12 protein-coding genes and 1 pseudogene are annotated in these 12,471 nt (G+C 66.6%); 6 read left to right on the top strand and 7 right to left on the bottom strand.

Annotated elements, in window-relative coordinates; genetic code table 11:
• Positions 1-268: 268 nt before the first annotated feature.
• Positions 269-931: a pentapeptide repeat-containing protein gene (locus tag OIE13_RS35930; RefSeq protein ID WP_326644601.1), complete on the top strand. Its 663-nt coding sequence runs from the start codon at positions 269-271 to the stop codon at positions 929-931.
• A 429-nt stretch (positions 932-1,360) separates the two neighbouring features.
• Here OIE13_RS35930 and OIE13_RS35925 read toward each other — a convergent pair whose 3' ends face one another.
• The 5 genes from OIE13_RS35925 to OIE13_RS35905 form a co-directional block, all read right to left on the bottom strand.
• Positions 1,361-2,932 carry an MvdC/MvdD family ATP grasp protein gene (locus tag OIE13_RS35925; RefSeq protein ID WP_326644602.1) on the bottom strand — a complete coding sequence of 524 codons (1,572 nt, stop codon included), beginning with the start codon at positions 2,930-2,932 and terminating at the stop codon, positions 1,361-1,363.
• Between the two features lie 3 nt (positions 2,933-2,935).
• Positions 2,936-3,172: a putative ATP-grasp-modified RiPP gene (gene tgmA, locus OIE13_RS35920; RefSeq protein ID WP_326644603.1), complete on the bottom strand. Its 237-nt coding sequence runs from the start codon at positions 3,170-3,172 to the stop codon at positions 2,936-2,938.
• A 238-nt stretch (positions 3,173-3,410) separates the two neighbouring features.
• Positions 3,411-3,803: a hypothetical protein gene (locus tag OIE13_RS35915; RefSeq protein ID WP_326644605.1), complete on the bottom strand. Its 393-nt coding sequence runs from the start codon at positions 3,801-3,803 to the stop codon at positions 3,411-3,413.
• Between the two features lie 61 nt (positions 3,804-3,864).
• Entirely contained in the window at positions 3,865-4,713 is an 849-nt protein-coding gene (locus OIE13_RS35910; RefSeq protein ID WP_326644607.1) for a helix-turn-helix domain-containing protein, read from the bottom strand.
• Positions 4,714-4,728: 15 nt separating this feature from the next.
• Positions 4,729-5,244 carry a DUF6879 family protein gene (locus OIE13_RS35905; RefSeq protein WP_326644609.1) on the bottom strand — a complete coding sequence of 172 codons (516 nt, stop codon included), beginning with the start codon at positions 5,242-5,244 and terminating at the stop codon, positions 4,729-4,731.
• Positions 5,245-5,675: 431 nt separating this feature from the next.
• Here OIE13_RS35905 and OIE13_RS35900 point away from each other — a divergent pair, with 431 nt between their 5' ends.
• A complete protein-coding gene (locus OIE13_RS35900; RefSeq protein WP_326644611.1) occupies positions 5,676-5,834 on the top strand; it encodes a hypothetical protein in 159 nt (52 codons plus the stop codon).
• Positions 5,835-5,889: 55 nt separating this feature from the next.
• Here OIE13_RS35900 and OIE13_RS35895 read toward each other — a convergent pair whose 3' ends face one another.
• The gene (locus OIE13_RS35895; RefSeq protein WP_326644612.1) at positions 5,890-7,218 is read right to left on the bottom strand and encodes a helix-turn-helix domain-containing protein; all 1,329 of its coding nucleotides are present in this window, start codon (positions 7,216-7,218) and stop codon (positions 5,890-5,892) included.
• Between the two features lie 98 nt (positions 7,219-7,316).
• Between OIE13_RS35895 and OIE13_RS35890 the strand changes: the two genes are divergently transcribed.
• From OIE13_RS35890 to OIE13_RS35880, 3 genes are all read left to right on the top strand, one after another.
• The gene (locus OIE13_RS35890) at positions 7,317-7,727 is read left to right on the top strand and encodes a hypothetical protein (RefSeq protein WP_326644614.1); all 411 of its coding nucleotides are present in this window, start codon (positions 7,317-7,319) and stop codon (positions 7,725-7,727) included.
• Entirely contained in the window at positions 7,684-8,268 is a 585-nt protein-coding gene (locus OIE13_RS35885; RefSeq protein ID WP_326644616.1) for an ATP-binding protein, read from the top strand. The genes OIE13_RS35890 and OIE13_RS35885 overlap by 44 nt, the downstream gene beginning before the upstream one ends.
• Positions 8,269-8,646: 378 nt before the next feature.
• On the top strand, positions 8,647-9,570 hold the full coding sequence (locus OIE13_RS35880) for an aldose 1-epimerase family protein (RefSeq protein ID WP_326644618.1): 924 nt from the start codon (positions 8,647-8,649) through the stop codon (positions 9,568-9,570).
• Positions 9,571-9,581: 11 nt separating this feature from the next.
• Here OIE13_RS35880 and OIE13_RS35875 read toward each other — a convergent pair.
• Positions 9,582-9,689 (bottom strand): annotated as a pseudogene (locus OIE13_RS35875) (ribonuclease E activity regulator RraA); the annotation flags it as partial.
• A 162-nt stretch (positions 9,690-9,851) separates the two neighbouring features.
• Between OIE13_RS35875 and OIE13_RS35870 the strand changes: the two are divergent.
• Positions 9,852-12,386: a penicillin acylase family protein gene (locus OIE13_RS35870; RefSeq protein ID WP_326646894.1), complete on the top strand. Its 2,535-nt coding sequence runs from the start codon at positions 9,852-9,854 to the stop codon at positions 12,384-12,386.
• The last annotated feature ends 85 nt before the right edge of the window (positions 12,387-12,471 follow it).

Raw genomic sequence — 12,471 nt, 5'->3', positions numbered from 1 at the left:
GCTATCGACGATCCGGTCTCCGCCATAATCAGTTCTTACTGCCATTCAACAAGCACACGCCTGTTTCAATCGGAAGCTCGGCCCAGACCGTATGTCCTGCAATGGGGGTTTCGTCGAAGCCCAGCGAGATGGCCATCTTGGACACGACCAAAAGGCCTCGACCTCCTCGACCTCAATGCCGCATTCGCCGTCTACAACATCTGATCAACATGCCGGAACTGGACATAACGAATCAACGCCGGGGCCCTGCCCCCTGGAAGGCAAGACGATGGACACACGCACCGTACGCCAGACGAGCGTCACGCTGCCCAATCTGGACGACACGGACCTGGACGAGGTCGATTCGCTGGAAGGCGAGCACGGCAAGCTGCGCGACTTCCGATACCTTGACGCCCATCTGCGCGAGCCACCCCTGTCGGGGACTCAGCTCATGGACGGGCGCGTCACCGGCCTCACCACCCAGCGTGCCCGCCTAGACGAGCTGCGTCTGAACTCGGTGGAGTTCTCCGACTGCGACCTGTCCGGCCTCCGCTGGGAGGACAGCAAGCTCTCCAGGGTCACGTTCACCAACTGCAAGATGCTCGGCGCCGAGTGGGAGAACGTCACGCTCGATGACGTGGTCTTCGAGCGGTGCAAGCTGGACTACGCGACCGTCACTCACCTCCGTGCCGTAGGCCGGGTAATCTTCACCGGCTGCTCGCTGCGAGAAGCGCGGTTCGTCGGGTCCGACCTGAGCGACGTGGCATTCGATGAGTGCGACCTGCACCTGACGGAGTTCGACGGCGGCACCTATCGCGGCTGCGACCTGCGCGGCAACGACCTGTCCGGCCTTCGCGGAGTGAGCGCGCTCAGAAAGATCATCGTTGATCAGCCACAGCTTCAGGGTCTAGCCCAGGCACTCGCGGCCGAACTGGAGGTCAGTTTCGGTTAGGACTTCGACAACTGGCTACGCGGAAGGCCGGGACATGCTCCCGCCACTCCGTCGAGGCATTCGCTGTTAATTGTCCAGTCACGTGTGTCCTCGTGGTCCGTCGCATGCGTCGCACTGACATCGGCGCGACTCGGTGTGTCTTGTCACACACTCTCCGCGACTTCAACTATGGACACCAATCAGCGTCACGTAAAGCGGAACCCCGCAGGCGGACAGGCCATGCGGGGTTCCTTGATCGCAAAGGAGCTGCGATCCATGAGCGATGCTAGGGCCACCGTGCCCGCATCGGCCATCCCGGGATGGCGGTTGATCACCAGTGACCGGGGCCGTTTCCGGGCCATACACCGAGAGCCGTCCCCCCTGGACGCGTTGCAGGCCGGGGCGGAACCCAACCCCCCTTGGGAGGCGCGGGGCGCTTCTTCGTGTTTCCTAAGCGGGCAGGTCCCAGGACCGGCCATCCGGTTCGCCCAGCCAGACGTATTGGCGGTCCCTGGTGACAGTGAGTCCGAACGCCGACTGGTGCGGAGATCCGGCGTCCTGCCAGATCAGGATGGCGTCCTCAATCGCGTCCCACAGCCGCAGCGGGCCGTGCTGGTGAACCGTCCACCCGCCGTCGGGGTTCGGCCTGGTGTCGGCCCGTGATCCGGTGCCGACGTCTAACAGGATTGTCGTGTCTCCGCTCGATGATCGCTGGGCGGCCGGCGCAGCGAGCTGGGCGACGAACAGCGGGGCTTCGCCATTGAGGATCGCCGGGTCGATCCTGGTCTCTCGGGCCTGGCCGATGCCCGTCATGATGGGTGGCCGCGGCGGCGGCAGGTGGGAGCGGGCACGCATGAAGTACACGTCATCCTTCAGGAACCGTCCGCTCGCCGTACCGTCCTCGTCGAGGGTGAGGTGCGCGAACGCGATTCCGCCCATCCAGCCCCACGTTGGCGTGGTGATGGTCCCTCCGGTACGGACCTGCCCCATCCATGCCGGGGGGATCGTCCGTACCGAGCAGGTGCCGATCAGCCGGTCGTAGGGGGCGTTGTCGTCGTAGCCGTGGAGGCCGTCCCCGGTCACGAGTGTCGGCGCGTATCCGACCTCGGTGATGGCTTTCCTCGCACGCTCGGCCACGGCGGGGTCGTACTCGATGAAGATCCATTTCCCGCTGGCTTCGAGCGCGAAATCGAACGCGCCGAACATCAGCCCGAAGTGGTCAAGGTAGGCGTGTAGAGCGTTCCTGATCGGCTCGGGCACATCGATGGGGTCATGGGTCAACTGCTCCCAGTCGCCGCTGCGCCAGTCGAGCGCACCGTCAGGAGTGGTGATCCTACTGGCGAACACGCGCCGCCCAATCACTGTCACCCGCGCGTCCGCGACCTTGCGCACCTCCTGCTGGAACAGGTGGGCGGTCACCGACACTGAGTCATCCAGGTCTTCGGAGGTGACCCGCTGCGTCCATATCGCAACGCGACCCTCCGAAGAGGGTGGGACGCCTCGGAACGACTTGTAGATGATCGGGCCATGCTCAGCGGCGAACTTCCGCGCCTGTTCGAGGTCGTTGGTGATCAGGCTCAGCGGGATGCTCAGCCCGAGCCGGACAGCCGTTCGGAGCTGCGCGACCTTGTAGTCGGCGCGGTTGATCGCTGCGGGATGGCTGACGTATCTCGCGCCGTGCAGGGTGCGCAGGATGCCGCCGAGCCCGTGCTGGGCTTCGGCGGTGGCGAAGGTGCTTTGCCGAGCGGGCAGGTGGGCGAATCGGACCGAGTACAGGCTGGGGCGGCGGTAGTACACCGCCCCAACCTCCGCGAGTGCGATGTCGCGACTCGCCGTACGCAGCCGACCAGCCCATTCCCCGCGGTCATCAATGGCGGCGCTGAACATCAGCCCGGCGCCGATATCGGCCGGATCGGCTCGGACGACCCGCGCCTGGCGCTCGTTCAGCACCCCGATCACCAGGTTGGCAGTGGCGTCCTCTACCGATGTGATGACCAGCACGGTCTGTGGTGATGGCCGCATCCGCTAGCTGTCGGTGTTGGAGTCGTCGGCCACGTTGGCGCTACCGCCAGAGCCGTCGCTCCCGCCGCCCTTCGACGTGGTCACGGTGACCTTGTTGCCCATGTCCACGATGACGCCGGCACGGTTGCGGAAGCTGGTGAGCTGGGTCACCGGGTCGAACTGGATGGTGTCGTACAGCGGCGGGCACTCCGAAAGCGGCTCGGTCATCCGGCTGAGTCCCCAGGGGGCAACTGTGGTCATGCTGTCCTGCTTTCTGTCGTTGTTGCTGGTGCGGCCCTGACAGGGGAGTCCCTGTCAGGGAGTCTTAGAGAGGGAGGGGCCGGCTCCCGCGTACGGCCGCGCCGCCGCTCGCGGTCTTGCTGCCGTGAAGCCGTTACCTGTGGTGCGATGATCATGGTCTTCGTGACCCGCTCTCAGTCCTGGGTCGCTGGCTGGAGGTCGTGAACCTGGACGATCAGCTGTGTGGCCGCGGCGGCCGTCATGACCTGCCGCCTGGTTGAGCGGTGAGGATCAAGTCTGCGACCTGTCGAGGTTCCCGCACCGTCTCAAGGCTGGGACCGCTGCGGAGGGACACCAGGTAGCAGCCGGAGCGCGGCCCGATGGTCACTGTGGCGTCCACCCATCCGGCGTCGTTGTGAACGACGAGTTCGGGCACGTGCCGCTTGGGTTTCTCCAGCGGGATCAGTCGGCTGGCGTCGTCCGTCAGCTTCAGGCCGACGGTGTGAACGGCGTACGAGCGGACTCCCTGGACCTTCAGCAGCCGCTGCACGGCTGCCAACGCCTGGTCGTGCTTTTCCGCCGTTGCGTCGGTGACCTCGTCGTTCTCATGCCCCTTGGCGCGGGACCCTGTTGCTGTCTGTCCAGTGGCCATGCATCAGACGGTAGGAGTGCGCGTTTCTGTGGCTCAATGAGTATGCGGAAACTTGCGGAGATTAGTTCAAGGCGGCGATGGCCGCTGTGATAAGGCTGCGCGCCTGCGCCCCATAAACGGCGATATCAGCTAGTTCGGTGAAGCCCTTCACGTACAAAGCCACCTCGCGAGGCTGGGTGACGGAAACAGTCGCCGTTAACAATTCCACTTGCACAAGGTCATCATCGAAGATGTTGAAACCTTCGAGAGTCCAAAGGGGACGTTCAACGGTGAAGGGGATCACTCCTAGGGCCACCGATGGGAGCGACACGATGGCCAGGAGGTGACCGAGTTGCCCGGCCATCGCTTCGGCGTCGCCGAGGCGGTAGCGCAGCACCGATTCTTCCAGGAGGAGGGCGAAACGGTGGTCGCCCTCGTGCAGGATGCGTGAGCGCGCGACTCGCGCGGCTACGGCCTCTTCTGTGTCGTCGGGGACGCCGTGGAACGACCCGAAGGCCGTGAGGAGCGCACGGGCGTATGCGGGGGTTTGCAGGAATCCGGGGATAACGTGGGAGCAGTACACGCGGAAATGTCGGGTGGCTTCGTAGAGAGGGACCTTCGACTCTTGGAGCTGGCGTAGGCCCGACTTTTGGAGTCTGCGCCATTCGACGTACATCGAATCGACCACGCGTGATGCTGCGATGAGATCGGACACCTGGTCTTCGGCGTCGCACGCTGCGCACCATGCGCGGATATCAGCGTCTGACGGTTTCATACGGGCATGTTCGATTCGCGAAGATTTCGATTCGTGCCACCCCGCCGATCTCGCGATGGCACGGGCGGTCAGGCCCGCGTCCAGGCGGATGTCCCGTAAGCGTGCGGCTAGTGCCTGTTGGGCCTGTTGGGTGGTGGAATGCGGAGAGGTGGACACGTGCGGGAATCGTTGTCAGGCGGGCCGGTAGTCCGCGTGGTCGATCGCTCGTTCCCAGACGGCATCGAACGCCGACAAGCACAGCTTGATCACGGCGGGGGCGTCGGCCAGTTCCTCGCCCAGGTAATCCCCGATGCCTGAGAAGAAGCCGAATCGGACGAGGTGATCATCGAACACCCAGAAGTCGTTGCCAGGCAAAGCCAGATCGGATGCTTGCCGACGGGGCAGCCACCGCACCGACTCACCGGCCGCGAGGTTCAGCGGGCCGGTGAGGTCATACTCATGCCGAACGAAGTCGGTCACGGGTTCCGAGATGATGCGTGCCCGCCGGATACTCACCCCTCGGGCGATTGTCGCGCCTGCGAGGTCAAGCCACTCCCGCCAGTAGGCGTCCACGTCGATCGTTCCGTCTGCTTTCCAGCGGAGGTAAGCGGGGTCATCGGGAGTGTACTCGTCGCGCATCTCCAGATGTACGGCGGAGTGTTGCGCGGTGGCGAGCATGTCAGCGAACGTCATGTGGGGCTTCGGCATTACACGCCTCCATGAGCATCGACGCCATGCGCCGGGGAATCCGAACGACCTTTTCGTGATCCGGGATCGGGCTACGTGCCGCGACTTGCGCCAGCTCGGCGGAGTCGGTCACTTCCCATCCTTGGATTACTATGCTGCCGTCTTTGTCGTCCACCCAGACTGAAGGGCAGTTGTTGCCGCCAGTGTTGGGGTCGATCCCAACGAACCGTAGCGCCATGACGGTCTCCCGTGCTCGGAGTATGCGCGGACTTGCGCACTCGTGAGCCTGACCCGAGTGCGCAGGGTCGTCAAGCGGTTCGGGAAGATGCCAGCGGTAGGTCTTCCTCGATGAGTCGGACCCACATCGGGTTCGCGACGATCCGCATCAGTTCGACCAGGCGGCCCCGCTCATCGCAGAAGAGAAGACCGGCGTCCACGTCAAGCCCGAGACATTGACCGGCGCGTACAAGAACATGCTCCTTGGCGTCGTCTCGCTGACCTTCCGCTGTCACGCGATCAGCGGTGACCCCAAGCCCCCTTGGCGTCGGGAGGTCAACGAGGGCCAGGACGCCGAGGTGTTCAGCCTGGACGAGTGGTGCCGTAGGCGCTGATCAACAATGTGATGCCCCGCCGGTCGGTGCCCGGCGGGGCATCGTCGTGTCCGACTCAGGCCGACCGGCTGGCGGTCAGCGCGCGCAGCTCACGAGCAGCAGGCAGAGCACGGGCCTGCTCAGGTAGAGCGCCGAGCACGAGATGTGCATCCATCACGTAGCGGGTCATCCAGCGCTCGATGGAAAGGTCATCGACAATCCGGAGAGCCTCTTGTACGGCGTTCCCCGGATCAGTGCGAGCGTGTAGCGCGGCACGGTGCAACCGAATCCGAGGCAGTGTTTGATCATTCACCGGGTACAGATCTTCGGCGGCATCCTGCGATTGGGTAGCGTTCTTCACATCACCCGCGAGAGTGTAAATCAGGCTCCGATCGAACCACAGTCCGCGTTCGCCGAGGCTACGGAATGCGCCGGTCATGGCCGAAAGCTGGTCGAACGTCTTCTCGGCTTCTCGCAGTGCACCGATCGCGTCCGTGTGGGAACCCATTGCCGCGAGCGTTTTCGCCTCTGCGGTCAAAGCGGCCACAAGCGGAGCGTTCGGCCGCTGACCGGCCAGACGGCGAGCCTCCTGAGAGAGTTTGAGAACCTCGGTGAGATCCTCGGCCGGGTCGCTGCGCCTGTGGATCGCCTCGCGGCTACGCAACCAGGAGGCAAGCAACCGATCTCCGGATTCGTCGATGAGCGCCCGGGTTGTTCCCCACCAACGGCGCGCCTGCCGGCGACTGCCCATGTCGGTCCACTTTCCAGCGATCAAAGCGGCATGCCGGGCGGCGGCATGGGTCAGATCTCGTCGTACGGCGTCGGGCTGCTTACGGGCAAGATGGGGCGCCATCTCAGCGAAGTCAGCGGCGAGCGCGGCGAGGACGACGGCGGGCGGTTCGGTGCGGGCGGTTTTCGCGTGCGCGGCGGCGGCGTCCTCCCAATCGTCGATCATTACCCCCGACACGCTCGCACCGGAGATCCGAGGCTCAGACGCCTGCCAGGCATCCGTCAGGGCGGCCAGCACAGGCGCCACGGCACCGCCGACAGCAACGACAGCGGCATCCCGGATGAGCCGTCTGCGCTCCATATCTTCGCCCTCATCCCGGGTTGAGGCTTTTGCCTCGACGGTACTCTTCCGCGCCTGATCGGCGTCAACCATGGCCGCGCGAAGTGCCTGCGCCATGAGTTCGCCCCCCGCGTCGAGTTCGGCGTCAAGGGCCGTGATCGCCTCGACGGGCGGGCGGTTCTTCCCCTGCTCCCACTTGCCGATCAGCGAGAAGTGCCACCGGACCCGCTCGGCGAGATCACGCAGGCTCAGCTCACGACGCTCCCGCCATGCTCGCAGGGTGTGGCCGAACTCCCGCCACTCCGTCGAGGCATTCGCTGTTAATTGTCCAGTCACGTCTGTCCTCGTGATCCGTCGCATGCGTCGCACGGGCGGGAGTCGCCGCCGGAGGTACGGCCTGGCAGGCGCGAGTCGCACCGGAAGGGGGCGACGGCATGAGCGCCTCCTCCATCGAGGCGGACGCGGAGAGCCTCCGGCACGAGCCTGGCGAAGATCTCCGGGCACTGCGCACGCTGACGCTCCGCTTCCCCGGCTGGTGCCCCTGGTACGGCAAGACCACCGGACACTGGTGGGCACTCTCCCCCACCCGATACCGGCAGCACATCGGCCTCGTCGAGGCCGACACCCCCGCCGAACTGGCCGCGCGGATGCGGCACATCGAGGACTTCCACCCCCACCCCGAACAGCACGACCAGCCACCACACCCCCTGGCCGACACCGACCACCGAACGGCCGTCAGGGACATCAGGGGCGCCGGAGGCAGCCAGAGCACCGAGATCACGAGCAAGGGAGGTGACCGGGATGGCCGCGCGACTGCTGTCCGTACTCGTCGGCGTGCTCGCTGACCGCTTCCGGACCACAACCGGCGACACCAACGCACCGGCCGCCCCAATGTGGTCGCCGTACCTGGGCCGGATACCCGGCTGGTCGACGACGCCGAACCACACCCCCGTCATCTCCCAGCGCTTCCCCGCCACCACCGACCAGGTCAGACCCGCACGCACCTTCGTCGCCGACATCCTCGGCGACGACCACCCACTCCGCGACGACGCCATGCTCCTAGCCAGCGAGCTGGCCACCAACGCCGTCGAACACTCCACCAGGCCGACCGACACCGAACCGGCAGACACCAAAACCCCAGGCGCCAGAACCGCGGACACCACACCGGACGACCGGCCACGGGAGTTCGTCGTCACGGTGGCCTTCACCCCGCACGGCGTCATCGTCACCGTCCAAGACCCCGGCTCCGCACAGATCCCCCGCACCAGAAACCCCCAACCCAACGCCACCGGCGGCCGAGGACTCCTGCTCGTCAACGAACTCGCCACCCGCTGGGGCTTCCACCGCGACCCCACCGCAACCGTCATCTGGTTCGAACTCCGCTGAAAGACCGGCGCGGCGGCGCGAGCCTGAAGGAGCAGCGCCGCCACGCCCTCAACCAACGGAGCCACGCGGTTTCCGCTCGGCGGCCGAACACCGGCGTCGGTTGCCTACCCGGCTACGACTGCTGTTCGACCAGTTCAGCGACATCCAGGGGTGTATCGACACTGGGAACGTCAAGCAGGCGGGTGACGCTGGACTATGACGACGGCGCAGCTGTCATACGAGTGGGCCGCAGGGTAAGGCCGACGAGGCGTCCGAGGCCATCTGGCTTACCCTCGACCAGGTGTGCACACTTATGCCCGAGGCTCGCGCTATCCGCGTCCTCGACGCCCTCCGCGACGACGGTCCGTTCACCCGCACCCACGATGGGACCCACTTACTGTGACAAACATCGCGCCCACCGGGACTCAGTACAGCATCGTGGCCGGCGGTTTCCAGGCGGTCATCACCGAGGTCGGGGCCGGCCTGCGGAGCCTCACCCTGGACGGCCGGCCGCTCGTCGTCGGCTTCCCCGAGGACCTGTCCCCGATCGGCGGCGCGGGGCTGCCGCTGCTCCCCTGGCCGAACAGGATCGAGGACGGCCGCTACACGTTCGACGGTAAGGAGAGGCAACTCGCGCTGAGCGAGCCGCGGACCGGCAACGCGATCCACGGCTTCTCCCGGTCCTTCCCCTGGCGTGTCCTCTCCCACGACGACGCCTCGATCCTGCTGGGGCTGCGGCTCTTCCCCCAGCTCGGCTACCCGCACATCCTGGATCTCGCCATCCGGTACACACTGGGCGCGTCCGGTCTGGAGGTCGAGGTGGCCGCGGAGAACGTCGGCACCACCGACGCGCCGTACGGCTTCGGAGCCCACCCCTACCTGACCCTGGGCTCCCTCGACGGCACCCTCGACGATGCCGTCCTGGAGCTTCCCGCCGCCCAGTGGCTCGCGGTGGACGACCGGAAGATCCCCGTCGGCCGCCAGGACGTCAAGGAGACCGAGTACGACTTCAGGACCGCCCGCCCGATCAACGGGACGGTTCTCGACACCGCGTTCACCGACCTGGAGCGCGGCGCCGACGGGCTGGTACGGGTGAGGCTGAGCGACGCGGACGGCACCCGCGGGGTCCAGCTGTGGGCGGGTGAGGGGATCGAGTGGCTCCAGCTCTACACCGGTGACACCCTCCCCGAGGGGCACCGCCGCCAGGGGTTGGCGGTGGAGCCGATGAGCTGCCCGCCGAACGCCTTCCGCAGCGGTGAGGACGTCATCCGGCTCGCTCCCGGAGGCCGCGCCGTCCACCACTGGGGAATCGGCCCGATCTGACGGGCGGCCGGTCAGGAGAGCTCGACGAGACTGACGAGGATGCCGTCCTCGTCGCTGTAGAGCCAGGCGCCGGGGGTGAAGACGACCTCGCCGAAGGTGACGGGGACGTCGACCTCTCCGGTCGCGACCGCGGCGCCGTGGGCGTCGACCAGATCGGCCGTGGAAAGTGTCATACCCGCATCTTCACTAATGATCACAATGCCGGGATTGCTGGGGTGGTGCCACACTTGCTGGAGCTTGTCGCCTAGGAGGTTTTTGTGAGGTTCCGCCCGTACGCCTGGATGCCCCGACCGCTCAAGTGGCTGGCACGCGTACTTTCCGTTCTCGTGGTGCTCGGCCTGCTGTTCGCCGGGGCCGGTGTGTGGAGCGTACGGGCGTCCTTTCCTCAGCTCGAAGGCGAGCTCAAGGTGCGCGGCCTCACCGGGAAAGTCACTGTATATCGCGATAAAACGGGTATCCCGCATATCTACGCCGACTCCCCCGACGACCTGTTCCTCGCCCAGGGCTACGTGCACGCGCAGGACCGCTTCTTCGAGATGGACTTCCGCCGCCACGTGACCGCCGGCCGGTTGTCGGAGATGTTCGGCTCGGCGACGCTGACCGAGGACAGGGTCATCCGGACCATGGGCTGGCGGAAGGTGGCGGAGAAGGAGCTGCCCCTGCTCGACGAGCAGACCCGACGCTACCTGGACGCCTACGCCGGCGGGGTGAACGCCTGGATGGAGCAACACGACGGCTTCGCCGCCCGGAGCCTGGAGTACGTGCTCCTGCGGGCGACCAGCCCCGACTACAGGCCCGAGCCGTGGACCCCGGTCGACTCGCTGACCTGGCTCAAGGCCATGGCCTGGGACCTGCGTTCCAACATGACCGACGAGATCGGCCGGGCCCTCGCCGCGAGCAAGCTGCCGCGCGGGCGGGTGGAGCAGCTCTGGCCCACCTATCCGTACGACACCAACCAGCCGATCGTCACCCGGGGCTCGGTCGGCGAACGCGGGTTCGACCAGGCCGAGGAGCCGAAGAAGAGCGTCACCGAGCCGCCGGGGACACCGGCCGCGGGGGCGCTGATCCGGGCGGCGGAGGCCATCCGCGCGGTGCCGAGCCTAATGGGCGATCCCGCGGGCGGCAGCGGCATCGGCTCGAACTCGTGGGTGGTCGGCGGCAAGCACACCAAGTCGGGCAAACCCCTGCTCTCCAACGACCCTCACCTGTCCCCGAGCATGCCCTCGGTCTGGTATCAGGCCGGGCTGCACTGCCGCGCCAAGAGTCCCGAGTGCCCGTTCGACGTCACCGGATTCACCTTCTCCGGCGTGCCCGGCGTGATCATCGGCCACAACGACAGGATCTCCTGGGGCCTCACCAACCTCGGCCCGGACGTCGCCGACCTCTATCTGGAACGAATCAAGGATGATTCGTACCTGTTCATGGGCGACTGGAAGCCGCTGACCACCAGGACTGAGACGATCAAGGTGGCCGGGGGCGCCGACGTACAACTCAAGGTGCGCGACACCATGCACGGGCCGATCATCTCCGACGCCCTGGAGAGCACGAAGGACACGCTGCCCGGCATGGACGCGGCCTTCGGGGAGAAGGCCGAAGCGGTCGCGCTCAAGTGGACGGCCCTGGAGCCGGGCAGGACCGCTGACGCGATCTTCGCGCTGAACACCGCGCAGGACTGGCAGCAGTTCCGGGCGGCGGCGAGCAAGTTCGAGGTGCCCGCGCAGAACCTGATCTACGCCGACACCGCCGGCAACATCGGGTACCAGGCCCCCGGGCGGATCCCGGTGCGGAGCCACGGCGACGGCACCTGGCCGGTGCCGGGCTGGACCGGCGAGTACGCCTGGCAGTCGACGATCCCCTTCAATGAGCTGCCCAGCGTCTACAACCCGCCGGAGGGCTACATCGTGACCGCCAACAACGCGGTCATCGACCCCACCCGCTACCCGTACATCCTGACCAAGGACTGGGCGTACGGATACCGCTCCCAGCGCATCCTGGACCGCCTCCGTGAGGCGGTGAAGGACGGCAAGGTGGACGTGGCGGCGATGAGCGCGCTGCAGCAGGACACCGACAACGGCTTCGCCGACTTCCTGGTGCCCAAGCTGATGGACATCAAGATCGCCGGCCCCGCCGAGGACGCCCGCGAGCTGCTGCGGAAGTGGGACCGCTCGCAGGGCGAGGACTCGGCCCCCGCGATGTACTTCAACGCCGTCTGGCGGCGCCTGCTCATCGAGACCTTCAACGACGACCTGCCCGAGGGAGCCTGGCCCGGCGGCGGCGACCGCTGGTTCGAGGTCGTACGGGTCATGCTCGACAAGCCGAACGACGCGTTCTGGGACGACAGCGGCACACCACGCACCGAGACCCGCGACGACATGCTGCGACGGGCCATGGCCCTGGCCTACGACGAGCTGAACACCCAGCTCGGCCCGGACGTCAAGGACTGGCGCTGGGGGGACCTGCACTCGCTGAAACTCGTCCACCAGACCTTCGGAACCTCGGGGATCGGCCCGATCGAGTGGCTGTTCAACCGGGGCCCGTTCCCGGTGGCGGGCAGCGACGACGCGGTCAACGCCGCCGGCTGGGACGTCCAGTTCGACTACACGGTGGGCTGGCTGCCGTCCATGCGAATGGTGGTGGACCTGGGCAACCTGGACGAATCCCAATGGATCAACCTGACCGGCGCCTCCGGCCACGCGTTCCACGACAACTACTGGGACCAGGCGTCACTCTGGGCGCGTGGCAAGACCGTCCCCATGCTCGCCCATGAGGAGTCCATCAAGAAGGCGGCCACCAACGTCCTGACGCTCAACCCCTGACAGCCGGGGCGGGTGCCGCCTCCCGGTGCCCGCCCCGGCTGTCAGACCGCCGGTACGCGAGGGTGCCGGGCTGTCGGAACGCCGG

Source organism: Streptosporangium sp. NBC_01810 (assembly GCF_035917355.1).
Lineage (GTDB): Bacteria > Actinomycetota > Actinomycetes > Streptosporangiales > Streptosporangiaceae > Streptosporangium.
The sequence above is the reverse complement of the archived record's forward strand: the minus strand, read 5'-3'. Positions and strand labels throughout refer to the sequence as shown.

Coding starts and splice junctions, on each gene's coding strand:
- tgmA (WP_326644603.1), bottom strand. CDS start 3,172: ATGACCACAGTTGCCCCCTGGGGACTCAGCCGGATGACCGAGCCGCTT.
- OIE13_RS35905 (WP_326644609.1), bottom strand. CDS start 5,244: ATGCCGAAGCCCCACATGACGTTCGCTGACATGCTCGCCACCGCGCAA.
- OIE13_RS35915 (WP_326644605.1), bottom strand. CDS start 3,803: ATGGCCACTGGACAGACAGCAACAGGGTCCCGCGCCAAGGGGCATGAG.
- OIE13_RS35885 (WP_326644616.1), top strand. CDS start 7,684: ATGGCCGCGCGACTGCTGTCCGTACTCGTCGGCGTGCTCGCTGACCGC.
- OIE13_RS35930 (WP_326644601.1), top strand. CDS start 269: ATGGACACACGCACCGTACGCCAGACGAGCGTCACGCTGCCCAATCTG.
- OIE13_RS35925 (WP_326644602.1), bottom strand. CDS start 2,932: ATGCGGCCATCACCACAGACCGTGCTGGTCATCACATCGGTAGAGGAC.
- OIE13_RS35870 (WP_326646894.1), top strand. CDS start 9,852: ATGCCCCGACCGCTCAAGTGGCTGGCACGCGTACTTTCCGTTCTCGTG.
- OIE13_RS35890 (WP_326644614.1), top strand. CDS start 7,317: ATGAGCGCCTCCTCCATCGAGGCGGACGCGGAGAGCCTCCGGCACGAG.